This window comes from Lentzea waywayandensis (assembly GCF_900115955.1).
Taxonomy (GTDB): Bacteria; Actinomycetota; Actinomycetes; order Mycobacteriales; family Pseudonocardiaceae; genus Lentzea; species Lentzea waywayandensis.
Window position 1 is genome coordinate 1099530 of record NZ_FOYL01000001.1, and the last position, 25270, is coordinate 1124799.

Below are 25270 nucleotides of genomic sequence, written 5' to 3' on the forward strand. Positions count from 1 at the left end.
GAAGTGACTGGACCACATGTGCACAAGGGGCCGCACGTCGACGCCACGTGGGACGACGTCGTGGAAACGATGCACGAGGCGATGACCGGTGACCACATGTTGTGCCACCTCGGGCACTACACGGACGGGCAGATGGACGTCGCCGTCGACGTGCTGGGCCGGCGGCCGGATCATCCGGAGTGTCACCGCGACGAGTACGTGCGGACCGCGCGCCGCCTCAGCACGTTCGTGAGCGAACTGGAACGCGAGTTGCTCCCGGTGCGCACCGGCTCGTTGATCAGGGTGGTGCTGCAGGCGGCGACCGGCGCGGTGTACTGCGACGCGGTGGTGCCCGACCAGCACGTGATCGCGTTCATCCGCAACGGCGAGCAGCCGGAACCGGTGACGTGGAGCGAGGTTCCGCTGGTGCGGCTCGCGGACAGACGCACCACCAAGGTGGCGACCTCGTTGCGGCTCAGGCTGAGCAGGCAGGCCCTGAACCTGGGCGGCTGGCTCACCGAACGGCTGCCCGACGCGGACGCCGATCCCGCCCTGGTACCCGTCGCGCCACCCGGTGCGGTGCACACCTCCGGCGACCTCGGCGGCCCGATTCCCGAGCAGTGCCAGAAGGTCGTCGATCCGCGCGACCTGCACCTCGTGTCGTGGTGGGTCGACGACGAACCGGTGTTCACCGTCGACGTGTTCGACGATCCCAAGGTGCGCCGGTTCTTCAACAAGAGCATCAGCGTGGCGCAACGACGGCGGTTCTACGACGCGCTGGGCGGCAGGCTGCCCTCGATCGTCACGCAGTTCGGCCGCATGTGCCGCGAGTCGCTGGGCGGCAGGCTGGAACGCGCGGTGCTGGACGTCGAGCAGGGCGCGATCTACTACCTGCGCGTGCGAGCACGCCAGTACCTCGTCGGCGTCACGCTGAACCAGAACGAGGTCTCCCCGTCCGACGACAAGATCGCCAGGCTGGGCGTCACCGTCCGGTCCTTGTGATGACGACCGGCGCGTTCAGCGCGACGATGCGGCGCCTGCTGCTGCTCCTGGTGGCCGTGGGCATCGGCTGGGCGCTGGCGCGCGGCACCGGCATGGACGACCTCCCCTCGTCCGGCTGGTACTTCACCGCGGCCACGGCGTTGCTCGCGATCGGTCTGTACAACAGCACGTTCGGCATCGACATCGCGGACGTCCGCCGGCACCTGCGCATCGTCGTCACCGCGGTGACCCTGGGCGTGCTGGTGAAAGCGGCGCTGATCGCGACGGTCATGTGGCTCGCGTTCTCCTCCCCCGCGTACCTGGTGCTGGGCATCGCGGTCGCGCAGATCGACCCGCTGTCCACGGCGGCGGCGATGGGGTCGTCCCGGTTGTCGAAGCGGGCCAAGAGCGTGCTGGCGGCGTGGGCGGCGTTCGACGACCCGATCACCATGCTGCTCACCATCTACCTCTCCGCGCTGGCGCTGAGAGCGCAGGGCGCGACGGGCGGGACGTTGGCGCAGGGCGGGCTGTTCTCCTTCGGCACCAACGTGATCGCGAACCTGCTGCTCGCCGCCGCCGGTCTCGGCCTGTGGTGGTCGCTGTCGAGGATCAGGCCGGAACGCGTCCGGCTGGTGGCCCAGCTGGTGCTCGTGGCCGCCGTGCTCGCGGTCGGCGTGTGGCAGTTCCTGATGCTCGGCGTGGCGATCGTCGGCCTGGTGGCTCGGCCACCGATCGCGGCCGTGCTCGACCGGATCACGCGGGTGGCCTTCCTGACGGCCTCGGTCCTGCTGGGGTTCCTGCTCGTCGGCGGAGTCCTGGTGCCGCAGGGAGTCGTGCTGGGGCTGGCCGCGTTCGGCGCGCAGGTGCTGGTGGGACTCGTGATCACGGGTGGGCTGGCGCGCAGGGACCGCACCTACATCGCGTTCGCGCAGCAGAACGGGATCACCGCGATCATCCTGGTCCTGTTGCTGGAACCGGATTTCCCCGGCACCGCGGCCGTGGTGGCGCCGGCCGTTCTGGTGATCAACACCCTGCACGGCGTGTTCACCGGGTTCTGCGAGAACTACAGCGACGCGTTGCTGCGCCGGCTCAGCGGCTCTCCGCGACCGACTCGAGCACGGCCGCCTGGACTTGGCCGCTCAGAAGGTTGAACACCTCCTGCGCCTCACCGACCTGGGGCGGCAGCAGAACGTTGCCGTCGAGCAGTTGCGGGCTGAACCCGTCGAGATCTTCCAGCCGGTAGAACGGGACGTACTCGTAGACCGTGTCGTACGCGAGGCACAGGGCGCTCAGCCTGTCCTTGTCCGCCGGGTACGGGTCGCCGGACGAGCTCGGCACGTACGAGCGGTACCACTCGTTGATGCTGTCCCGGAACGTGACCAGCAACGTGCGCAGCATCGCGCCCACGCCCACGGCGGAGAACAGGTGCGGCGACCGCAGTTGTCCTCGTACGGCGACCCGCGCGTCGATGGCGTTCGCGGAGTCACCGGACGCGGCGGCGAACATGGTCCGCAGCGTCGCGTCGACCTGGTCCAGTCCGTCCAAGAAGGACTGTGCTCTGGTGAACAGCACCATCACCGGGGGAGGCAGGCGCAGTGGCGGGGACTCGGTCCCGGGGTGGGCCGCCCGGTCCGCGGTGCTGAGCTCGGTGAGCTCGCGCTGGATCTGGCCGAGCGAGCGTTCCGACGAGGAACGCATGGCCGTCAACGTCTTCAGCGCCTGTTCGAGCATCCGCTGGGTGTTCGCCTGCTGCCTGCCCAGGCGCCGGAACCGTTCCTCGCCCAGCACGAGCGTGTCGTCGCGGTCGAGCGTCCGCAGCTGCCGTTCCAGCACCGACGACAGCGTCTCGGTGAAGGTCCAGTGGTCGTAGGAGATCGGTTCCTCGCTGAACGCCTCGCCCAGCTCGGACACGAAGTCGGCGTTCAGCAGGCCGACGACGACGAGCAGCACCTGCCGCTGCTCGGCGGATGTCTGCAGGAACGTCGCCCTGCTGACGAGCGCGTCGCAGTCGCCCTGGGTCAGCACGGCGTCGATGAGCACCAGGGCGCAGCCGGCGCCGTCCTCGTCGCCGTAGGGCACCCAGTAGTCGGCGCGCGAGTCGGTCTGCGGGTCCATCCAGTGATCGCGCTCGTAGCTCAGGCCCAGCGCGGCCAGCACCTGGCGGATCTCGTTGCGCACGTGGTCGGTGCTGCGCGCGCCCGCCTGCTCCCTGGCCACCTTGCGCACCATGGCCTCGGTGACCAGCGCCCTGGCCGGGTCGCGCGGGCTCAGGTCCATCGCGTGGCGGTAGAGATGGCTGCACAGCCGGATGATGCGGCGGGCGTTGCCGTCGGTGAGCTTCACCAGGTACCGCACGGTGTCCTCGGTGAACGGGTGCAGCACCCGGCCGCGGCCGATCGCCTCCTGGCTCTGCCGGATGTACTCGATGGCGTTCTCGGGGTTCAGCGGCGAGATCAGGATCGTGCGGCCGATGCGTTGCTGCACCGTGCCGCCCAGCTCGTCGAGGTAGTCGGGCAGTCCGGCGAGCACCAGCAGTGCCTGCGCGCCGGCGAACACCTTGATCAGCTTCTCGAACGCGTCGACGGCGTTCTCGCTCGGTTTCCGGGTGGCCGACACGACTTTGTTCATCTCGTCGATCGCCAGCACGAACTTCTTCCCACGTGTGCTGTAGAGCAGGGCGATGACGCCCATGGCCTCCAGCGCGAGTTCCTCCGTGGCGATGGGGGTGTCGACGCCGCGGTCGACCAGCACCGGATCCGGGTAGTGGCCGGACAACCACTCCCAGGCGGCGTCGGCGAAGTCGTGCCGCAGCAGCAACGGAAGCACGATGCCGAACGCGCGGTTGCGGGTGACCACCTCCAGCCGTTGCCGCAGGCGCGCGAGGTACTTGCTGCCCATGAGGTTCAGCCGGTCGGAGACCTCGACGGGGTCGACCTCGCCCCGGCGCAACCGGACCGCGATCTCGGCGGTGAGCTCGGACTCCCCCAACGCGTCGGCGAGCACGTCCGCGTAGAGCTCCCGCACCCGCGCGCAGACGTCGTCACGGCGCAGCTCCGTGCCGATGAGCTGCTTGTAGAGGTCGACGAACGTCGCCGGCCTCGCCTCCAGGAACGCGACCCTCGGGCGCCGCTCCTCCGGCACGCTCAGGGCGTGGTGTAGCACCGCGCCGACGAGGTGGCTCTTGCCCGTGCCGTACTCGCCGACGATGGCGACCACGGTGCCGGCGGGCAGCGTGGACGGCCGCAGGAAGCTGTCGACGATGCTGATGGCCTCGGTGATGGACGGCGTGGGGATGGAGACCGTGCCGCCGGAGAACTCGCGCGGCTTCGCGACGGCGGCCATGAGGAACGGATTGTCACTGGGGGCTGGACCCGGATGCTCGCTCATCACGTCGTTCCCCGCCTGAAGTAGAAATCAGTGATGGTGTTGTAGGTCACCTCGTCCGTCAGGCCTGAGCCTATCGGACCCGAATTCGTACGTTCAGCCAGAATCTCCTCGAACAACCGGAAGAGGAGATTGTGCAGCTCACCGATCGAGAACTCTTTCGCCGCGATCACGGCACGTATCGTTTCCTTTGACACGAACGGGTAAACCACGCCATCCGTTCGGTGGCCGTTGCGCGCCTGCACGAACGCCCAGCCGTCGTCCGGCTCCAGTTTGCCGACCTCCAGCTGGATCGGCACCGTTCCCTGTTCGGTACTCGCGCTCTTGATCTTCGGCCAGTGCGCCCGCACCGCCTCGACCTGGCGGCTCTCCGCGAGGAACACGAGGTTGCGGTGAGTCCAATGCGCGTAGCTCTCGACTTCCTGTTCGAGTTCGATGCGGGGCAGAAGAATCACGACAGCGGTGTCACCCAGCACGTGGTTGCCCAGATAGCGGTATTTGAGCTTGGGCGCGTACCCGTCCAGCTTCTTCCGATGTTTCGACGTGAGCATGTCGCGGTCGTCCAGCTCGTCGATCAGACACTGGCAGACCGCTTTCTGCCGTTCTTCGACGGAATCGCTGTCGCGGCAGGCGTCCGTGAACGAGAACACCAGGCATTGGCCGTCGTCCTGCCGCAGAACGGACTTCAGGTGGGTGGCGCACCGGTTCAGCAACGAACTCTTGCCGCACCCGTCCCAGCCGAGCGCCACCACGAGCCTTCCCTTGGCCCGGATCTTCGCCGCGTCCCCGATCGAGGCCTTGAACTGCTCGAACGCGGCCAGGGTGTGGTCGACCGGCACGTAGAAGTCCTCGTGCGTCGGATCGTCGTGGGGACGGAGCGGGCCGGGGCCGTCGCCGCCGAGCGGAACGAGGTAGGGGTTCAAGCGCGCGCCCCCTCACCGAACTCGGGCGCGAACAGCTTCTCCGCGTCAGAGGGCCGTTCCAGCGCACGGGCGAGCACTTCGACCCGGCCGTCGAGCTTCGCGGCCGCCGCGTTCAGTTCAGCGGCACGGGGTCGCAGCTCGGTCCGGTTCCGGTCGAACTGCCAGCCGCTCGCCACGCCGTCGCCGAACGCCATCGCCTCGCCGCGCAACGTCCTCGGCGCCGTCCAGTCCGGCCACAGCAACGCCGTCACCGCGAACTGGTTGGCGAGCAGGTCCCGTTTGCGCCACAACTCGGCGGCCGACGGAGGAGTGCCGTCCGTGCTGCCTTTGAGCTGGACGTCGCAGTACTCGCGCACGGCGGCCACGAACTCGTTGCTGGCCGTGCGCAACGAGACCGCGTGCTGCTTGCCCCGCGTGCGGTCCTCCCGCCGGTTCGCGGTGAACCAGGCCGCCCAGGCACCCGCCCCGGCGACGAGAAGACTCGCCAGCATCGTGAACACCGTGGACACCCAGACGGGCGACGAACTCGGCGACGCGGGCTTCAGCACCGGTTCCGCGAGAGCGTTGCAGGCCTTGACGAAATCCGCCCGGCGCTGATCGCGCCATTCGTCGAACGAGAGCGTTTTACCGCCCACCACCACCCTGTTTCCAAAAGACGTGGAATCCACGAGTTTCAACGAGGCAGCGGCCTCCAGTGTTTCCGACTGCCGTCCCTTGGCGGTGCAATAGACCGCGGCGGCATCGGAAACCGTTGGGGCGGAAGCACATCCGGTCAGCAGGAACAGCAGGACGAGGAGCGTCGACCGGCCGGCCATGCGACCTCCCCACGTCCTGAAATCGTCAGCGCACACGCCTTGCATGTCGTTCCCGCTTCCACCCGCGTAACGCCGCGACACCGATCGTGTACGTCTTTACGCGCAAATTCGATAGGTTCGCCTTGAAGAGACCGTCAATTGACCCCGAACGGACTACCGAAGTAACAGCGGGCGACGCTCGTCCGCTGATCTGGGGGACCCACATGCAGCAGTACGACCTGTCCTGGGCAGACGCCGGGCACGGCGATCCCGCTTTCCTGAGCGAGATCTTCGGGCTCGCGTTAGTCCGCGACATCGCCCCGCTGGAGGCGTTGCGCCGCGTCGGCGGCCTGGAGGACACGGTGGCGGACCGCACTCCCGCGCAGATCGTCGACCTGCACAACTTCGACGACGGCTACCCGGAAGTGGCCTCGGCGCTCTCGCTGGGCGAGTGGACGGTCCTGGTCCAGCCGAACAGCTTCTGGTTGAGACACCTGGTGGACGCGCTCTCGCGGGGCACCGAGGCCGTCGCGATCGTGCGACACGACTACGCCTCGCCGAACTTCACCCACGCCGTCGACGGCACGGTCACGACGTCGTTCAACCTCAACTACCCCGACCAGCGCGGCGGCACGGACCCCGACCGTCTGCTCCCGCTGATCCGCGAGGCGGGCTTCGACCCCGACACGGTCGACGACGGGGACGACGATGACGACGACGAGTCCTGGCTGGACCGCTACGAGAACGTCATGGCCCGCGCCCTGCGGCTGACCGGCCTGATCACCGGTGTTCTGCCCACCTACGAGCAGATCACCGAACCCCTGCCCAGCATGCACTTCGACCGCTGGTTCAGCCGCACCAGGCCGTCCGACGTCGAGGACGCCCTCGCCACGGCCACCGGGCTCGTCGCCGAACTGAACGTGGGCGACACCCCGGGCCTCGCCGCCGCACTGGCAGCCGCCGGCCGCGGCGAACCGGTCGTCGTCACGCCGGACAGCGACCTGGGCCGGCACGTGCGCGAGTGGTCGACGCTGGCGAGCAGGGCCGGCTGGTCGCTCAACCTCGACCGGGGCCGCCTGACCGACGAGGAAGGCAGGCGCGGCGGTCGTTTCGGCCACCTGACCCAAGCCCTGGCCGCCGCGTTCCGCGCAGATCTGGCCTGATCCCCGCGGCCGGGACTGGCTCGGCACCGCCGGACACGGACCCCGCGATCGGCCACGGCAGGTCCGTCGCCCCCGTGCCGGCGGCCTGGCTCGCCGCCGCGACACTCGGCCGGCGGAATCGGATCGTCGCGGCAGACAACCATTCGCCGGGTCCGACTGGTAGAAGCCAGTGACGGACTGAGTCGAAAGGCCGTGAAGTGGTGCGCTCACCTGAGGGGTTCGAGGAGTTCGTGGCGACCGCGTCGCCACGACTGCTGCGGACGGCTTTTCTGCTGACGCGGGACGCGGGGCACGCGGAGGATCTGCTGCAGACCGCCCTGGCGCGGGCGTGGCGGGCCTGGAACCGCATCGACGGCGACCCGGAACCGTACGTCCGGCGGATCATCGTGAACTCCCACGCCACCTGGTGGCGGCGCCGGTGGAGAGGTGAGGAACCGACCGCCGACCTGCCGGAACGACCTGGCGAGTCCCCGCAGAGCGCGGTGGACGAGCGCGAGTGGCTCTGGCAGGCGCTGGGGCGGTTGCCCCGCAGGCAGCGCACCGTCCTGGTGCTGCGGTTCTACGAGGACCTCACCGAGGCGCAGGTGGCCGGGCTGCTCGGCTGTTCCGTCGGCACGGTCAAGAGCCAGGCCAGCAAAGCGCTCGCCAAGCTCCGGCTCGACGACACGATCACGTTCGAAGGGGTGCGGCGATGAACCTGACCGACCTCCGCGAGGTGCTGCGCGACCGCGCCGAGCTCGCCGACTCCTCGCACGAGGCGCGCATGGCGGGCGTGCGGGCCAGGGTGACGGCCGCCAAGCAGCGCCGTGCCGTCGCCGGTGCCGCCTTCGTCGTGCTCGCGCTCGTCGGGATCGTCTACGCGCTGCTGCCCCGCCTCGACCAGCCCGAACCCGCTGTCCCTCCGCGCAGCCTGCCGGAGTACCAGTTCGGCACGCGGCTGCTCACCCAGGCCTGGGGTGATCTGCCCTCGACCAGCGCCACCGTGCGGTTCGTGCCGAGGTCGCTGGACCTCATGCTGTTCATCAAGTGCGACACCGGGCCGACCGACAAGCTGCTCATCAGCATCACCGTCAACGGCCACCCTTTCGCCGAAAACCGCACCTGCGGCGGTGCGTCCAGCGCGAACTGGAGCAACCTCGGCGTCGTGGTGGGACAGCAGTCCGTCATCACGCTGACCGTCGACGGCAAGGAGGGCAGCGGCACCTCCAACCCTCCGCCGGTGTTGCCCTCCCCGGAGAGCGGCTCGTTCGCCCTCGGTGTCGGTGAGGCCGTGCCGGTGAGCGAGTACCCGTTCCCGCCGCGCCCGCAGACGTTGGAGACGTTCCCGCCGAGCTTGGGGGAGCCGGCGATCGAGGTGCGGTCCGACGCGGCGGACCCTGCCGGGCGGAAGGAGATCACCGCCGCCTGGCCTGGCGACAACGAACTGCACGCGGAGATGAACACGCCTGGCAGGATGCGGATTCTCGTCAACGACGTCGAGGTCATCAACTACTCGCACTGGACCTACGGCTTGGGCAGCAGTCACACCTTGCCCGGCAACTGGCCGAGACGCGGGCTCCAGCTGACCAAGGGTCAGCAGGTCAAGATCACGGTGATCCCCGAACGCACCACGGGCGAGTGGAGGGTGACGCTCACTCCGCGACGGTGAACCGAGAGGGTCACTCGTACCGGGGCAGGAACGTCCGCAGGTCCAGCGCCGCGAGCCAGCGGCGCCACCGCGGCACCGTCGCGCGCATCCGGCTCCTGGTCTCCCGCACGGCCGCCCAGTACGCGTCCACGGCGGCCTGGTCCGGTGTGCCGGGGCCGAACACGTGGTCGTCCGCCCGCACGGCGAGACCGCGCAGGTCGAACCTTGCCAGCGCGGCCGCCTGCTGGCGCCGGGTCAGTCCCCGCGGCACCGTCGCCCCCAGGTCGCGGGCGTGGTCGACGACCTCGCGCCAGCCGGTGGCGAACCTCGTCACCGGACTCCCGCGCGTCCGCCTTCGGTGGCGCCGCAGGGACTTCACGCCGACGAGCAGGCCGATCAGCGCGCCGATCGGGAGCAGCACCGAGCCGAGGGTGATCAGGAGATCCCTGAGCCACGACGGCAGGAACGGCTGGTCGATCGGGCCGGTGCCGACCCCGGCCGCGTCCGCACGGCTGGCGTCGACGAGCGAGCTGGGCATCTTCACGGTGTTCGGTGGTGGCACCACCGAGGCGTCGGTGTTCTCGATCTCCTGCGGCGGCTGGTGATCCGGCTTCTTCGAGCGGTCGGGCATGTACTCGGTGTTCGGGATGACGGCCCAGGTGCCGTCCGCGAGGTGGATCTCCACCCACGCCTGCACGTTCTCGCCGCGCACCACCCCGCCGGAGCCGGGCAGCGCGCCCAGCACGACTCGCGCCGGCATGCCGATCTCGTTGGCCACCAACGCGTACGCGGCGGCGTACTGCTCGTCGTTGCCAGCCGGGCGCTTGGCGTTGAAGAACGCCGTGAGCCTGGACGTGCTGTGCCCCGGCAGGTACTCCGTCTCGCCAGGGCCGCCGTCGGTGTAGGCGCCGTTGTCGCGCAGGTACGCGGCAGCCGTCTTCAGGCGTTCGGCGATCGTCGTCGCGTCACCGGCCCACTTCGCGACCTTGCTCCGCACGAACGCCAGGTCACCGGTGCGCACCGACGGCCGTCCGAACGGCTGGGCGTCGTCCGGGATTCCCTGCGCCGCAAGGACTGTGCGCAACGCGTAGGTGTCGCCCGCGCGGAGCCGGTCGGCGACGATGCCGGACGCCGTCGCGAGGTTGTAGCGCAGATTCTCGGTGTGGCCCGCCTTCCGCTCGCCGGCGAACGCGATCTCCCGCGCGCGTCCGGCCGTCGGCAGCCACGCGCTCAGCTCGTCCGCCGTCGCGTAGGCCGCCTCGATCCTGATCGTCACGTCCGCCTCGGCGCCGGAGCCGGTGACCGGGATCCGCGCGCCGACGCGTTGGAAGTTGTTGCGCTGCAACGGTCCCGCGATTCCGGAGGGATCGTTGGTCGCACCCCACACCCGGCCGTCGTAGCCGTCGAGCGTGGCGATCCGGACGCGTTCGCCCTCCGGCAGGCCCTGCACGGTGAAGAGCGTCTGGTCCCACAGCTGGTTGGCGTCCTTGGTGTGCTTGCGATAGCCGACCAACGGGCTCGCGTACGCGCCGATCTCGAACGGCGGCTCCACGTAGTTGCGCAGCACCAGCCGATCCGCGCTGCCGGTACCGGGCAGCACCGGCGCGGCCAGCAACGCCAGGCCTGCGGCGGCACCCACCAGCACCACCGCGGTCACCGCTCGCATCCCCCGGACGCGTGCCCCGGTGCGATGCCGTGCCGCCCGCACCGCCAGCCAGCCGGTGCCGACCGCCGCGAACGCGGCGCCCAGCATCCCGGCCGCCTCTCCGGTGCCGAGCAGGATCACCGCGGCGAGCACGGCGAGCGGCGCGCCGATCGGGGCCGCGCTGAGCTTCACCCGGCGGGCCAGCGTGAATCCGCCCGCGCCGCAGATCAGGCCGAGGATGTACGGCAGCACCAGCAACGGCCCGGTGCCGTCGACCGGCGGCAGCGTTGTGAGCAACTGCTTCCAGCCGTGGACACCGATGTCGGCCAGCCCGGCGAGCGTGTCCGGGGTCGGCACTCCCCCGCTGCCGCGCATCGCCACCGCGCCGCCGAGGAGGAAGAACACCGCGACCGTCATCGCGGCGACGGCGATCATCGGGCGCCGCAGCACGGACGCCACGTGCCCGGCGAGAACTCCGAGCACGAGCCCGGTGCCACCGGCGAGCAGGAAGCCCCAGCCGGTGTAGGTGGTGCGAAAACCCAGTAGCGCCACCACGAACAACGCGCTCAGGAAAGCGGCGTCGACGAGGTCGTCGCGGCGGGGCACGAGTCCGGTCACTGCAGAGTCCCTCCCGCCAGCAGCCCCGGCAGGTCGCCGAGCTGCCGCAACGTGAGCACGGTGAAAGAGGTGCTCGCCGCTCTTCTGGTGTGCTCGGCCGGATCCACCCGCAGCACGACCTTGCGCACCTCCGGTGAGAACGCGGACGCCGCGACCCGCAGGTCCGCGTAGCTGTGCCGCGCGCTCGTGATGATCACGACCAGGGTGGCGTCCGGTGCCGCGGCCACCGCGCGGGTGGCAGCTCCGGCGAGGCCGGGACCACCGAGTTCCGCGCGGGCGAACACGTCCAGCACGTGTTGTCCGCCGCCGCGGCCGGAGACGTGGCCCGCCGCGACCACGGTGGTGTCGATCTCGTCCGCCGCCGCCCGTTTCACCACGGAGGCACCGGCCGACAACGCCATCTCGAACACCTCGGGGTCCGAATAGGACCGTTCCGCGCCGTCGACGATCACGACGATGTGCGCCCGCCGCGTGTCCAGGTACTGCCGGACCAGGAACCGTCCGTCCTGAGTGGACGCCGCCAGCTTCGCCGTGGAGCGCCAGTGGATGTGCCGGCGGTCGTCACCCGGCGCGTACTCGCGCAGGGCGTGGAAGGCCAGGTCGCTCATCGAGACGTCGTTGGTGGTGCAGCCTTCCAGGTCGCGCAGCAGCCCGGTGCCCAGTGGCGCGAGCGGCACGGTCAGCGGGTGCACGAACAGTTCGACGACCTCCGTCATCCCGACCGTCCGCCGCACCAGCCCGAGCGGGTCGCCGCGCACCGTCGTCGCGGGACCGACCGCGATCACCCCGCGCTTCAGGCCGGCGATCTCGATTTCCCGGCCGCGGTCGAACACCTCGACGCGGTCCTTGCCGATCGGGAGCTCGACCTCGGGCGCGAACAACGACCTCCGGCCGTGGTGCTCCACTTCGACGGTGCACCGCGTGGACTCGTCGGGCTGCAGCCGTCGCTTGGTGACGTCCACCCGGACTCGAACCGCGCCACGACCCAACGTCAGTCCGCACGCCAATGCCAGCAACAACACGCCGGTGGCACCGAGCAGCACGAACTCGTCCCAGCCGAGCACGGCGCCGAGCACCCAGGTCCCTGCCGCGACCGCGGCGAGCAACCGCCCGGACGGCGAGACGGCCTCCAGCAGCCGCCCCACGTCAGACACCTCGCCGGACGGGCGGCTCGATGTCCGCGAACAGCGAGTCGATCACCTTCTCGACCGTCGCGCCGTCGAACTGCGCCTCCGGGTGCAGCAGGATCCGGTGCCCCAGCACGGGATGCGCGAGTTCCTGGATGTCGTCGGGCACCACGTGACTGCGGCCCTGCGCGAGCGCCCACGTCTTCGCGCACCGCACGTACGCGAGGCAGCCGCGCACCGAAACCCCGAGCCGCACGGCAGGATGCGCCCGCGACGCCTCGGCGATCCGGCTGACGTACCCGAGCACGGCCGGGTCGACGTGCACGAGGTCCGCCAGCGCGGTCAGCTGCGACACCGCGTTCGCGGCGATGGCGGCGGGCACGTTCACCGACCGGTCCCGCGTGGCCGCGTCCGCCAGCAACGCCACCGTGGCGTTGTGGTCCGGGTAGCCGACGCTGGTCTTCATCAGGAACCGGTCGAGCTGCGCCTCCGGCAACCGGTAGGTGCCCGCCTGCTCGATCGGGTTCTGCGTCGCGATCACCATGAACGGCGACCCGACCGGGTGCGTCTCGCCGTCGACGGTGATCCGCCCCTCCTCCATCACCTCCAGCAACGCCGACTGCGTCTTCGGCGACGCGCGGTTGATCTCGTCCGCGAGCACGATCGAGCCGAAGATCGGGCCGGGGTGGAAGCGGAACACCCCGCGCTGCTGGTCGTAGATCTGCACCCCGGTGACGTCCGACGGCAGCAGGTCCGGCGTGAACTGGATGCGGGTGCTCTTGCCCTGCACGGTGTTCGCGAGCGCCTTGGCCAGTGACGTCTTTCCCGTGCCGGGATAGTCCTCCAGCAGCAGGTGCCCGTCGGAGAGCAGGCAGGTGAGCGCGAGACGGATCACGTGCTCCTTGCCGGAAATGGCACGGGAGATGTTCAGCACCATCTGCTCGAAGGTCTGCGCGAACAGCCGAGCCTGTTCAGGAGTGGCGGTCATGATTCTTTCCTTTGCTGTTTCGCACGTCACCAGACCATTGATCCCGATACACCGCCACAGGTGGCTGTGACCGTCTGATTCCTGAATCCGAAGAAGTTCCTCGTTTCCCTGCGCTCATTCGGCCCGAAGCTCTCGTTGAAAAAGCCGCCGCCGGCACTGCTGCTGAAACTGCAGGTCACCCTGCCGGGGAAATTCGCCGTCTGAACCCCGATGTAGGCACAGTCGTCCGACCTGCAGGACCCCACCGTGCCCACACACCCTCCCGCAGGGCACGGTCCGCCCTTGAAGACGGTTACCGTCGGTGGCGGTGGTGGTGTCGTCTGCTGCTGGGACTGGCTCAGCGTCGGCCGGCCCGCATCGGTCACCGTCACCGTCACGCTCACCGTCTGTGAGTGGCCGACGTCCTGGCTGCCCGACCAGCTCCACCCGCCCACACCGGTCGTGAACGACTGGTTGAAGCCCCGGCTCGTGGTCACCTGGACGTTCGCCGGCTTGCCGTTCGGGTTCACCGACACGGAGAAGTTGACGACCGTGTTGCTCGTGGACGTGTTCAGCACGAGGTCGCGCATCGGCCCGTACGTCGTCACACCGGCACTCACCGCGCTGTTGCACGGGTTGCCCGCGTAGGCACCGCCGCCGCTGCCGTTGCACGCCTGGAGGTTGATCGTCACCGGCTGCCCGTTCGGCAACCCGGTGATCGTCTGCGTCGCTCCGCCCTGCCCGCCGGTCGGGTAGGTCCACGTTCCGCACGAACCGCCGGACCACGTGCAGCTCACGGTGTTCGACTTGCCGTGCGAGGCCGGCGCGTCGAACCGCAGCGTCGCCTGCCCGTCCGACCCGGTGGGCGTCGCGGTGAACCCGGTGATCGGGTCCGGGGTCGCGGTCGCCTCCATCTGCGCGGGTGCGCTGGCGGGCGAGGTGTGCCCGGCGGGCTCGGACTCGGCGGCGGCGTTCGCGGCGACGACGGTGTAGCTGTAGATCGTGCCGTCGTTCTGCAGGCCGTCGTCGAGGCAGGTGGTGGCGGTGACCTTGGTGCAGACGGTCTTGGTGCCACCGCCGGTGCGGGTGAGCGTGTAGGTGGTCGGGCCGGGCCCGTTGGCTCCGACCGCGCCCCACGACACCGTGACGGCACGGGTCTGCGCGTTCGCGGCGTTCGTCGCGGTGAACGACGGCGCCGCCGGGGCCTGCGGTGCGCCCGCCGACTGTCCTTCGACGGTGACCGCCGGGCCGGGGCCCTGCGAGTTGACCGCGATGACGGTGAACACGGTCCTCGCGTCGTTGTCGAGCCCGGTCGCGGTCACGCCCGTCGCACCGCCCGGTGCCGTCGTGCGGCCGCCACCGGACCACGTGATCTCGTGCCGCAGCACGGGCGTGCCGTCGTTCGGCGCCGCGACCCAGCTCAGTTGCAACGAACCGTCACGCGGCGTGGACGTGCTCAGCCCGGACACCGCGCCTGGCACCGTGTTCGGCTGTGCGGGTGCGGACGCGCCGCTGGGCTTGCCCCAGCCGACGAGGTTGTGCGCCCGCACGGTGAACGTGTACTCCGTGCCGTTGGACAGGCCGTTGATCGTGCACGGCGAGGCGGAACACACCTGCTTGCCGCGGCCGTAGTCGACCTCGTAGGAGTCGATCGGCGCACCGTTGCCGGACGGCGTGCTCCACGACAGCTCGACGACCTTGCTCAGGACCGTGCGGCCGGGTGCCGGGGTGCCGGGGGCGTCGGGCACGCCGAGCACGTTCAGCCTGATCCGGCCGGTGACCTTGCGGTCTTCACGGCTGGTGTCGGCGACATCGGTCACGACGACGTTGAAGTCGATGGCGCCGTGCGCGTCGCCATTCGGTGTGATGCGCACGGTCGAACCGTCGTTGCTCGCGCTCGCCGCCGCACCGCCGATCTGGTTCACGGAGACGACCGAGATCTTCGGGTCACGCAGTTGCGAACGCACGTACGAGACGAGGTCGACGGTGGCGGTGTCACCGGCCTTCACGCCGTCCAGCGTCACCGGGGCGACGGTGGGCGGCGGGGCGGCCGCGACCTTGACCGCGATCTTGCCCTTCGGCCCGTCGCCCGCGCTGACCTCGATCGTTCCGGTCGTGCCGGGCTTCGCTCCGCCCGCCGCCGTGACGGTCAGCGTGCGTTCGCCGGAGCCTTCGAGCGAGACGCCGTCCGGTTGTTCCGCCCAGGCCGCCGAGTACCGGACGTCGCCGAGCTTGGAGCGGTCCGCGACCCACACGTGGCACACGGCGGTGACGTCGATCTTCACCGGCAGCCCGCCCTCGACGACCGTGAGCGCCGACGCGGGACAGCGCAGCACCGGGGTGTCCGGGCCGACCTGCACCGGCACCGTGATCAGGGCGAACCTGCCCTCGGGGTCGGTCAGAGAGTTGCCGTCGGTGACCTCGAACGTCACGGCAGCCGGTCCGGTGTAGCCACCGCGAGCGGTCAGGACCAGCCCGGTGTCGCCCTCGTTGCGGACCTCCAGCCCAGTCGCCGGCGCGGCCGTCACCCTGTCGACGGTCGTGAGCTTCGGCTGCTTGCCGGACGGCACCTCGACGTAGTCCTTGACCTGTACGGACGTCGAACCGTCTGCCGGTACGGAGATCAGCTTGTCCGGGATCGCCCTCGGCGCCCCGGTGCCCTTGGACGGCACGTGGATCAGGCCGGCGGCGGTCGCGCCGGACGCGTCCTTGACCTCGTAGGCGAGGGTGCGCGGGTGGTCGCCGACCGGCACCGTCGCCTTGCGGCCGGACACCTTGGCCTGGTCGTGGAACACCTTGGTGATCTCCAGCCGGTCCGCAGGGCCGTCCGGGTCGGCGATCGCGGGGCCGAGATCCACCTCGATGGTGCTGTCTTCCTTCTTCACCACCGGGAACAGCTCGCCCGCGACCGGCGGGATCGCGTAGTCCTCGCGGCTGCGCACGGTCAGCGTGGCGATGGACGGCTGGCCCAGGCCGTTCGTGATGCCGTACGTGATCACCAGCGGCTTGCCGGTCAGGTCCGGCGCGGTCAGCTCGATCCGGCCGTCCTGCCCCTTCACGTCACCGGGCAACGACGGGTTGCGCGTGCTCAGCGGCTCGACGGTGACCGTGTCGCCGGGAGCCCGCACGTCGTTGGTCAGCACGTTCACCGCCAGGCGCGCGCCGGGTGCGGCCGTCACGACGTCGTCCACGGCGACCGGCGGCTGCGGATCTCCCGGCGGCACCACGGCGACGCGGATCAGCGACGTCCCTTCGCGGCCGTAGGTGTCGGTGACGATGAACCCGAACGAGTCGGTGCCGTTGGACGTCGGGAACGCCTCGTAGGTGAGCGAGGTGCTGGCCATCCCGACGACCCGCCCGAGCGTGGGCGCGGACGCGATGCCGGTGACCGCGACCGAGTCGCCGTCCGGGTCGGCGCCGCTGGACGGGATGGTGATCGTGACCCGGTCGCCCGCGACGGCCCGCACCTCGACAGGCTCGGGAGCGGGCGGCTGGTTCGGGTTGGCCGGGGTCGGCGCCGGGTTCACCGTGACGTGCGCGCGGCCGACGGCCTGGTCGCCGTCCGGGTTCTGCACCACGTAGGAGACCTCGGCGACGAACGGCGTGTCGAGGCGGTCGGGAGCGAGGTAGCGGACGACGTCGCCGGAGACATAGGCGGTGCCGGGGTCCTGGCGGCCGTCCCGCGCGGTGACGGTCAGCCTGCCGGTGCCCGGCGTGCCCTGCACGTTGGACTGCAGGGAGAGCGGCGCTCCACCGGGCGAGATGTCGTTGTCCAGCACCGGGATCGTCGCCGAGTCGCCGGCACGGGCCGTCGCGCGGTCGTCCTTGGGCACCGGGGTGTCGTCGGCGGGCGGCGGGAGCTGGGTGACGGTGACCTCGCCGGTGATCGGACCGGTCACGCCGTCCGTCACCGTGTAGCGCACGACCTGCGGGTTGCGGTCCAGGGCGGGCGCGGTCGCGTTGATCCGCAGCCACCGGCCCTTCACGACTGCCACCTCCAGTTGTCCGGTGGTGCCCTCCGCGTGCTGCACGCCGAGGACCGATCCGGCGGGGCTGAAGTCGTTGGCCAGCACGTCGGCCACAACCGGTTCCTGGCCGCGCACGACCGCGTTGTCGGGCATCGCGACCGGCGGCAGCGGCGTCTCGGGAGCCGCGGTGACGTCCACGCGGATCGCGCCCTTGGCGAACGGCGCGTTGCCGAACGCGGCGGTGTAGTCGAGCGGGTAGGTGCCCGGTTTGGTGGCGGTCAGCGTCACCGAACCGGTCTTGGTGTCGGTGGTGACCGTCGCTCCCGCCAGCGGTGCGACGTCGGCGGCGAGCCGCAGTTCGGCCGACGGATCGACGGGATCGGCGCCGGGAAGGTCGTTCTCCAGCGGGCGGACGAGCACGGGCGTGCCGACCTGGCCGCGCGCCACGTCCGGACGGGCGACCGGGGGCAACGCGGTGGGGGCGGCCGGGTCGAGGACGCGTACGCGTTCGGCACCCGCCACGGGGTCCGCGATGCCGTCGGTGGCCTTGTAGTCGATGGTCTGCTGACCCGCCTCGACCGGAGCCGCGTACTCGACGAACCCGCTGTTCGTCGTGGTCGCGACGCCTGCCTTGGCACCCGCCTCGACGAGCACGACCGGGTCGCCGTCGAAGTCGCGCCAGTCCGCGAGCACCGGCAACGTCAACCGGCCGCCCGACGCGACCGACCACTCGTACGGCTCCGCGCCCTTGCGCACGGCCGGTGCCTCGTTCTGCGCCTCGGTGCGCACCTGCACGGTGACCGCGGCCGTCGCGTTGAGGCCCTTGCCGTCGTCGACCGTGTACTTGAAGTGCACGTCCTGGGCCTGCTCCGGCAGCGTCACCTCGACGGTCTGGCCGTCGGGGGCGATCGCGAGCCCGGCCTCCTTGCGGTCTAGGTCGCTCACGGCCGTGACGGACAGGATGTTGCCGGCGGGATCGGAGTCGTTGTCGAGCACGTGCAGCACCGTCGTGCGGCCGGGACGCGCGCCGAGCGTGTCGTCGGTGGCTTTCGGCGGCTTGTCCTTCGCCGACTCGGTGGTGTTGTCGTTCTTGTCCTTGTCGCTGGGCTTCTGCTCGGGCGGGGGCCGCACCGACTGCCAGTCGTCGACCTTGTTCTGGGTGCCCAGGTCCCAGACCGCGCCGGTCGCGACGTCGTTGAGCACGATCGCTCTGCGGTTCATCCGGAACACCGGCTGGACCAGGGCTTTCGCGTCCTTGAGGTTGCCGGCCGACGCCTTCTGGCCGCCGCACGAGCGGAAGTAGCCGCCGGACGCACCGGCCCACGCGCTGTGCACGCATTCGCCGAGCCGCACCGGTTCGGCCGGAGCACCGTCCACGCCCTCGTGCAATGTCGACGTGCCGTCACCGTCGAGGTCGAACGTCTTGAGCTTGTCCTTGGTGGCCACGACGACCGCGGGCGAGTCCGGTCCGGCGTGCTGGAGCACGGACTCCCGTCCGGCCTGCGTCGTGCGGCCGCCGGGGAGGAAGAGGGTGCCGGACTCGGCGTCGAGCACGATCGCCTCGCCACCCACGGCGGTGATTCGCGGTGCCTTGGGCGTGGAAGTGAGCTTGCCGTACGCGGGCTCCGCGAACCCGGTCTCGGCGGGCGTCACCTTCACCGTGCGGCCGTTGGCGGACACGGCGTGCACCGTGCCGTCCAGTCCCACGGCGAGAGCGGCGGCATCGGCCCCGTCCAGTGTGGCCAGCGGTGGGGACTCCTGGCTCAGCTGGTCCAGCGCGCTCACGCCGGCGTCGACGTCGACCCGGCTCGCCCACACCTTGCCCGCGGCGGGGTCGAGCACGGCGAGCGTGCCGCCCGCGAGCGCGACCTGACCACCGGTCGGCAGCACCAGTCCGTGATCACCCAGCGTCACCGAACGGGCCACGTCGACCGGGTAGAGCTTGCCGCCCGCACGGTCCCGCGCGACCACCGCGGCGGCGTCCTGAACGATGTCCAGTTGGTAGTTGCGCTGCGCTCCACCCGGCGGGTTGATCGCGGCGTCCAACGACCCGACCGGTTTGTTGAGTCTTCCGAACAATCCGTCGCGGTCACTCGTCACCCACACGCCACCGTCGTTGAGATCGACCTGACGGACCGGATTGCCGTTCGACGAGAACGCGTAGACGACGAGCGAGGCGGCCGCGAGAACGAGCACCGTTCCGGACGCGAGCGTGGTCCGGTGCTTTCGGAAGAATCCCACTGTTCCCCTCGCAGAGGTCGCGTTCCCTCATCGGCGGTTCCGTCAACCGCCTATCGGGCCGATCCACGAATTCGTTGCAGCAATCACCCGATTGCTGACGAAGAATTATCCGCAGCTCTCCTGCGACCAGTCCGCGGTCGCGTTGCTGCCGTCCGCGCGCACCACTTTGACCTGGAGGCAAAGGGGTTGCGCGCCCTCGACGTCCACCTGCGGCTCCTTCGCGACACCGGTGCGGGCGTCGTCGGAAGTGCGCCAGGAGAACGTGTCCGTCGCCTGCTGCGCCGAATAATTCCAAGTGAACCGGACAGTTTTCGCGTCCAGTCTCGTCGCGGTGATCGCGGGCCTGCCGGGTGGCGCGTTGTCCGCGCCCGCGTTCTGGCCGGAACCGTCGTCGGCGACGGTGCTCACCGCCGGTCCGTTGCCCTGCTTCTCCTGACCGGACAACAGGAACACGCCCACACCCACGATCACGACCGTCGCCAGCGCGCCCGCCGCGTAGTGGGGCCAGCGCAGGCGGACCGGCTGATCGGGCCGCGGCTCCACGACGGGCGGCGGTGGCCGGAGGATCGTCTGCGGCGACGGCTTCTCCTTGCGCACCACGGTGTGCGGTGCCGAGCTCGCCGGAAGCGGAGACGTGAACATCTTGCGTTGCGTCGGCGGCGCGACCGGCGGTGGGGGCGGTACGAACGCAGGGGCGGCGGGTGCCGGTTGCCTGCGAGGCGCCACAGCGGGCATCAGCACCAGCGCGGTCTCGCCGTACCGTTGCGCCTTCTGGATTCGCTGCAGACCCAGCGCCAGCTTCAGCGCCGACAGCGGCCGTTCCTCCGGCTCCGTCGCCATGGCGCCCAGCAGCAACCGCCGCAGGTCCTCCGGCGCGGGCAGCCCGGACGGCAGCCAGCCGGACACGATCCGCTGTTCGACGGCTCCGATCGAGTTGTCGGTACCGGGCGGCATGAACGGCGAGTGCCCCACGATCAGGTGCCACAACGTCGCCCCGAGCGAGAACACCTCCGTCAGGACCGCGTTCTTCTCCTTGGCGGCGCCGGTGAGCAGTTCCGGGGCCGACCACGGCACGGACAGCATCACCTGGCGTTCCGCGTCGTTCTCGGCGAAGCGGCCGGCGATGCCGAAGTCGGTGAGACACGGCTTGCCGTACTCGTTCATGAGCACGTTCGCGGGTTTGATGTCGCGGTGCAGGATCCGGCGTTCGTGCGCGGTCTCGACCGCGCACGCGATCTGCACGCCGATGTCGAGCACGTCCCCGACCGGCAACGGTGCCACGGCCGAGATCTTCGCGAGATCGCCGCCGGGGCAGTACTCCATGACGAGGAACGGGCGTCCGTCGGCCGCGGTGTCCGTGTCGTAGACCGTGGCGACGTTCTGGTGGTTGCCCAGTTCCGCCATCGACTCGCCCTCGGCGATGAACCGCTCCCGCACGTCCTCGGACAGGCCGGTCGCCTTGGGCACCTTCACCGCGACGTCGCGTTTGAGCTTGTGGTGGTAGTAGCGGTACACCATCGCGAAGCCGCCACCGCCGATGTCGCCGCGGTACTCGAAGTGCGGGATGTCCGGCGGTCCCAGGGTCATCCGCTCACCTCGAAGGTGAAGAAGAACTGGTCGCCGAGCGTCACACGGGTGCCGGGGTAGAGGATCTCGTCGATGTGCGGTGCCAGCTTCTCCGGCGGGCAACCCGGCCGCGAGATGCTGGTGCCGTTCATCGAACCGAGGTCGCGCACCAGCACGTCCCAGTTCGCCGGCCGGATCTCCACGTGCGTCCGGGAGATCTCCGTGTCGTTCTCCCTGCCGACCTGCACGAGGTTCACGCCGCCGCGGTCACCACTGGGATCGCGGCCCATCACGACGTTGCGGTCGAGCGAGATCGTGTCCCCGTTGGACAGTCGCAGCAACCCGAGCACCGGCACGGGCAGCATGGCGGCGACCTGCTCCGGCAACGGAACCTCGCACACCCGGCAGTACACCGCGTAGTCCGAGCTGAGGTGGCCCGCCGGGCACTTCCTCGCCCGCACCAGGTCCTTCCTGGTTCCCTGCAACATCTGGGTGTCGTTGGGAGACAACATGGTCGTGCGCAGCACCGTTTCCGTCACGGGCGGCCGGGCCGGAGCCGGGGGCGCGGGGGTGGGCGCCGGGGTGTTCTGGGGTGCCCAGTCGAACGACTGGATCACGCCGGTGACCTGGGTGATCTGCGGGGGCGCTGGCGGTGGTGGCGGCGGTGCGGGTTGCTCACGCACGACGGTCAGCTCGACCGCTTCTTCTTGCTGCACAACGGTCAGTTCGGCCGGGACGGGCACCGGCTGCGGCACCGGCTGCGGCACCGGCACGGACTGCGGCACCGGCACGGACTGCGGCACCGGCACGGACTGCGGCACCGGAACCGGCTGCGGCACGGACTGCGGCACGGCGTCGGACAGGGCGACCAGAAGCTCGTTCGCGAGCACCACTCCAGCACGCACCGGCAGTCCGGGCCCGCTCACTCCGGCCACGACGCGCAACCGTGCGACGTCGTCGAGGTTGCGGTCGACCCACGTCCCGACGCCCGCGGCGGTGATCTCCTCGACGGCGCCGGAAGCGTTCATGACCTGAAGCCGTGCCTCACCCCGCACCACCACGCGGTTCGCGGTCAGCAGCGCGAAGCCGCTCACCGCGCGAAAACCCTCGTGGACGATCGCGGCGAGCACCTCGTCCAGCGGCTCGTCCGACCGCACCAGTTCCCAGCAACGGCGCACGAGAGCGGACTCGGGCGCCACGGCCAGCAGGAGCCACGTGCGCTCCCCCACGACCGCGACCCACGTGCCCGGCACGTACTCGACCTCGGTCATCTCGGGCTCCGAGGTGCCGTGTCACAGCTGGACGCCTCCGCCACGACCAGGTGGTCGACCACGAGCGCGGTCACGTTGTCGCGCGCCCGAGCCGCCACCGCACGGTCCACCAGCACGGCCGCCGCTTCCTTCGCGTCGGCGTGCTGCCGGAGAACCTCTTCGATCTCCGCGTCGGCGATCTCGTTCGTCAGCCCGTCCGTGCAGATCACGAACCGCTCGCCGACGCGCGGCGGGAACAACCACAGGTCGGGGTCGCCGATACCCGCTTTGCCGAGCACGCGGGTGACGACGTTCCGGCGCGGATAGTTCCTGGCCTCGTCCGCGGTCAGCAGTCCCGCCGTGACGAGCTCCTGTGCCTCGGAGTGGTCGACGGTGAGCTGGGTCAGCCCCGCGCCGTCGAACCGGTAGACCCGCGAGTCGCCAACGTTGAACACGACCCAGTGCGGCCGCTCGGACAACGTGACGAGCGCGATCCCCGCCACCGTCGTCATGCCACCGTGGTCGGCCTCTTCCAACGTCCTGCCCGCGGCGGACAGCGCGGCACGCACGTCCTCCGGCCCTGGCACGTCGTGCTGGTCCAGGTCCCGCAGACGCGCGACGAGCAGCGCGCTCGCGACCTCGCCGGCCGCGTGCCCGCCCACGCCGTCGGCGACCGCGAAGACCTGCCTGCCCGCGATCGCGTTGTCCTCGTTGACTTCCCGCACCACACCGGGATGCGTGGCGACGCCCGCCAGCACCGCGCTCACCGCACCACCTCCGCTCCGCCGTTCGGACCTCTCATCGCTCGGCGTTCACGAAGCGTTATGCGGATTCAGGGACAAAAAGTGGCCACGAAAAATCGGAAACGTCTGGGCGACGGGCAGCGATGCACTCACCACGTGACGGGAAGCGACCTCAGTCCGTAGACGATCTTGTCGGCGGTGTGGACGAGGTCCTCTTCGGCGACGGCGAGTCGCAGCCCCGACATCCGGCGGAACAGCGTCTCCAGCGCGATCCGCAGTTCGACGCGGGCCAGCGCCTGGCCGAGGCACAGGTGCGTGCCGTGGCCGAACGCCATGTGCCGCTTGGCATCGCGCGTGACGTCGAGCTCGCACGCGTCGGTGCCGAACTGCTCCTCGTCGCGGTTGGCCGTGGAGATCAGCCCATCGAGGCGACCTCGGCGGGGCTGAGGTCGTCGCGCTCCACCAGCCTGCTCAGGAATGGGGTCTCCCGGCCTTCTGGTACGCACTCGTCCCGGATTCCTCGCATCCCAATGACTCACCACCCGAACAACTGTCCACTGTGGACAACAGGCGGGTTCGGACGGAGTTAAACGATCTCCGGCCACACCAGGGTGGCGGACCCCCAGGTGAACCCGCCGCCGAACGCGGTGAGCAGCACCTTCTCCCCTGCGTGGATCTCGTCGCGAGCCACGGCGTCGGCCAGCGCGAGCGGGATGGAGGCGGCACCGGTGTTGCCCACGCGGCTGATGTTGCCGAGGACCTTGTCGTCCGAAATGGACAGTCGCTGCCCCACCAGGGAAAGGATCCTGGCGTTGGCCTGATGGGCGACGACGCGGTCGATTTCCGACGTGGTCCAGCCCACATTCTTCAGTGCGGCAAGGGAAGATTCAGTCATTCGAGTGACAGCATGCTGGAAGACCTCGCGCCCGCTCATCCGGAAATGGCAGTCCGCGGGCCCGTATCGCCCCGGCTCCGCCCGTCCGCGCGCACCCCCGCCGGGCACGGTGATGAGGTCGTGCCCCGCCCCGTCGCTGCCGAGGTCGAACCCCAGCACCTCGCCCGCCTCACCGGACTCACCCGCGCGCAGGACCACCGCGCCGGCCCCGTCACCGAACACCACACCGGCACCGCGGTCGTCCGGCGAGATCAACGTCGAGTAGACGTCCGCCGCCACCAGCAACACCCGCCGCGCGATGCCGGCCGTGATCATCCCGCTGGCCGTGGCCAGCCCGTACACGAAGCCGGTGCAGACCGCGGACACGTCGAAGGCCGCCACCCCGCCCAGCCCCAGCCGCGTGGCCAGCACGGGAGCCATCCCCGGCATCGGATGGTCCGGCGTCGATGTGGCCACCACCACAGCGTCCACGTCACCGGCCGGACTCTTCGCCAGCACCGCCTCCGCGGCGGCCAGCGCGAGATCCCCGGTCGAGGTGCCCTCGTCGACCCAGTGCCGGGTGCCGATCCCCGTCCGCCGGCGAACCCAGACATCGTTGGTGTCCCAGTGCGCCGGAAGGTCCTCATTGGACACGACCCGTGGCGGCACGATTCCGGCCACCGCCTCCAGCACCGGTACCGGGCGATGCGTGTGCTCACTCACCGTGCGTCCTCTTTCTCACAGCCTCAAAGGGGGATGAGACTGAACGTACAGGGCGGGAGCACGACGCCCTTTCCCATCTACGAGACGGAGTTGTTCCGTTGAAAGGATTTCAGCGGCCTGGACCGGTCCAGGCCGACCGAGGGGGCGGGGGTGATCCCGCCCCCTGAACGGCCTCAGACGTGAGCGGCCGCGACGTCGATGATCCAGGTGACGCCGAACCGGTCGGCCAGCATCCCGAAGGCGGGCGCCCACGGCGCGGGGCCGAACTTCTCGATCACCGTCGCGCCGTCGGCGAGACCTTCCCAGACCGGGGTGACCTCCTCGACGTTCTCGCCGCGCACGGACAGGAAGAACGGCTCCTCGGTGACCGTGGTGCCGTTCACGCGCCGGGTGGTGGGCTCGCCGGGCGCGACCGGCTCGCCGGATCCGGGCACGTCGTAGGCCATGACGCGGAAGCCGTTCTCGGCGACGACCTCGCCGAACACCACGTTCTTGGCGCCGGGCACCTCGACGGGCATCCCGAAGTCGGCGTACGTGATGACGGTGATCTGCCCGCCGAACACCGAGCGGTAGAACTCCAGCGCCTCCCTGGCCTGGCCGCGGAAGTTCAGGTGGGTAACTGCGTTGAGTGACATGAGAGGGACTCTGTCAGCAGTAGCGGACAGGGAACGTCCGCTACTTGTGCGAGGCTGAACGC

General features: G+C 70.2%; 18 protein-coding genes. 5 read left to right on the plus strand and 13 right to left on the minus strand.

Going from position 1 to position 25270, the window contains the following annotated elements:
* The first annotated feature begins 3 nt into the window (after positions 1 to 3).
* Both BM417_RS04595 and BM417_RS04600 read left to right on the plus strand, forming a co-directional pair.
* The gene (locus BM417_RS04595; protein ID WP_143138498.1) at positions 4 to 981 is read left to right on the plus strand and encodes a hypothetical protein; all 978 of its coding nucleotides are present in this window, start codon (positions 4 to 6) and stop codon (positions 979 to 981) included.
* Positions 981 to 2111, plus strand: coding sequence for a cation:proton antiporter (locus tag BM417_RS04600; RefSeq protein WP_143138499.1), 1131 nt, complete (start codon positions 981 to 983; stop codon positions 2109 to 2111). The genes BM417_RS04595 and BM417_RS04600 overlap by 1 nt, the downstream gene beginning before the upstream one ends.
* Here BM417_RS04600 and BM417_RS04605 read toward each other — a convergent pair.
* The 3 genes from BM417_RS04605 to BM417_RS04615 all read right to left on the minus strand — a co-directional run bounded on the left by BM417_RS04605 (position 2050) and on the right by BM417_RS04615 (position 6082).
* The gene (locus BM417_RS04605) at positions 2050 to 4347 is read right to left on the minus strand and encodes a hypothetical protein (protein WP_143138500.1); all 2298 of its coding nucleotides are present in this window, start codon (positions 4345 to 4347) and stop codon (positions 2050 to 2052) included. The two genes, BM417_RS04600 and BM417_RS04605, sit on opposite strands and share 62 nt — an antisense overlap.
* Entirely contained in the window at positions 4347 to 5183 is an 837-nt protein-coding gene (locus BM417_RS04610) for a hypothetical protein (RefSeq protein WP_143138501.1), read from the minus strand. The genes BM417_RS04605 and BM417_RS04610 overlap by 1 nt, the downstream gene beginning before the upstream one ends.
* Positions 5184 to 5263: 80 nt before the next feature.
* On the minus strand, positions 5264 to 6082 hold the full coding sequence (locus BM417_RS04615) for a hypothetical protein (RefSeq protein WP_093588424.1): 819 nt from the start codon (positions 6080 to 6082) through the stop codon (positions 5264 to 5266).
* Positions 6083 to 6285: 203 nt separating this feature from the next.
* Here BM417_RS04615 and BM417_RS04620 point away from each other — a divergent pair, with 203 nt between their 5' ends.
* From BM417_RS04620 to BM417_RS04630, 3 genes are all read left to right on the plus strand, one after another.
* A complete protein-coding gene (locus BM417_RS04620; protein WP_093588425.1) occupies positions 6286 to 7224 on the plus strand; it encodes a DUF6461 domain-containing protein in 939 nt (312 codons plus the stop codon).
* 200 nt (positions 7225 to 7424) lie between these two features.
* Positions 7425 to 7919 carry a SigE family RNA polymerase sigma factor gene (locus BM417_RS04625; protein WP_093588612.1) on the plus strand — a complete coding sequence of 165 codons (495 nt, stop codon included), beginning with the start codon at positions 7425 to 7427 and terminating at the stop codon, positions 7917 to 7919.
* On the plus strand, positions 7916 to 8872 hold the full coding sequence (locus tag BM417_RS04630) for a hypothetical protein (RefSeq protein WP_093588426.1): 957 nt from the start codon (positions 7916 to 7918) through the stop codon (positions 8870 to 8872). Before BM417_RS04625 ends, BM417_RS04630 begins: the two co-directional genes overlap by 4 nt.
* Before the next feature lie 10 nt (positions 8873 to 8882).
* Here the strand turns inward: BM417_RS04630 and BM417_RS04635 are convergent, their stop codons facing one another.
* From BM417_RS04635 to BM417_RS04685, 10 genes are all read right to left on the minus strand, one after another.
* Positions 8883 to 11114, minus strand: coding sequence for a transglutaminase-like domain-containing protein (locus BM417_RS04635; RefSeq protein WP_093588427.1), 2232 nt, complete (start codon positions 11112 to 11114; stop codon positions 8883 to 8885).
* The gene (locus BM417_RS04640; protein ID WP_093588428.1) at positions 11111 to 12259 is read right to left on the minus strand and encodes a DUF58 domain-containing protein; all 1149 of its coding nucleotides are present in this window, start codon (positions 12257 to 12259) and stop codon (positions 11111 to 11113) included. The genes BM417_RS04635 and BM417_RS04640 overlap by 4 nt, the downstream gene beginning before the upstream one ends.
* A gap of 1 nt (position 12260) precedes the next feature.
* Positions 12261 to 13229 carry an AAA family ATPase gene (locus BM417_RS04645; protein WP_093588429.1) on the minus strand — a complete coding sequence of 323 codons (969 nt, stop codon included), beginning with the start codon at positions 13227 to 13229 and terminating at the stop codon, positions 12261 to 12263.
* A gap of 26 nt (positions 13230 to 13255) precedes the next feature.
* On the minus strand, positions 13256 to 19417 hold the full coding sequence (locus tag BM417_RS04650; protein WP_093588430.1) for an Ig-like domain-containing protein: 6162 nt from the start codon (positions 19415 to 19417) through the stop codon (positions 13256 to 13258).
* A gap of 105 nt (positions 19418 to 19522) precedes the next feature.
* Entirely contained in the window at positions 19523 to 21004 is a 1482-nt protein-coding gene (locus BM417_RS04655) for a serine/threonine-protein kinase (RefSeq protein ID WP_093588431.1), read from the minus strand.
* Positions 21001 to 22254, minus strand: a complete 1254-nt coding sequence (locus tag BM417_RS47550) for an FHA domain-containing protein (protein WP_177320274.1) — start codon at positions 22252 to 22254, stop codon at positions 21001 to 21003. The genes BM417_RS04655 and BM417_RS47550 overlap by 4 nt, the downstream gene beginning before the upstream one ends.
* On the minus strand, positions 22251 to 23000 hold the full coding sequence (locus tag BM417_RS04670) for a PP2C family protein-serine/threonine phosphatase (RefSeq protein WP_093588434.1): 750 nt from the start codon (positions 22998 to 23000) through the stop codon (positions 22251 to 22253). Before BM417_RS04670 ends, BM417_RS47550 begins: the two co-directional genes overlap by 4 nt.
* Positions 23001 to 23125: 125 nt before the next feature.
* Entirely contained in the window at positions 23126 to 23482 is a 357-nt protein-coding gene (locus tag BM417_RS49795; protein ID WP_281251289.1) for a cytochrome P450, read from the minus strand.
* Between the two features lie 80 nt (positions 23483 to 23562).
* Positions 23563 to 24573, minus strand: a complete 1011-nt coding sequence (locus tag BM417_RS04680; protein WP_245821695.1) for a beta-ketoacyl-ACP synthase III — start codon at positions 24571 to 24573, stop codon at positions 23563 to 23565.
* A gap of 173 nt (positions 24574 to 24746) precedes the next feature.
* Complete coding sequence (locus tag BM417_RS04685) at positions 24747 to 25208, minus strand: VOC family protein (RefSeq protein ID WP_093588437.1); 462 nt, start codon at positions 25206 to 25208, stop codon at positions 24747 to 24749.
* Between the last annotated feature and the right edge of the window lie 62 nt (positions 25209 to 25270).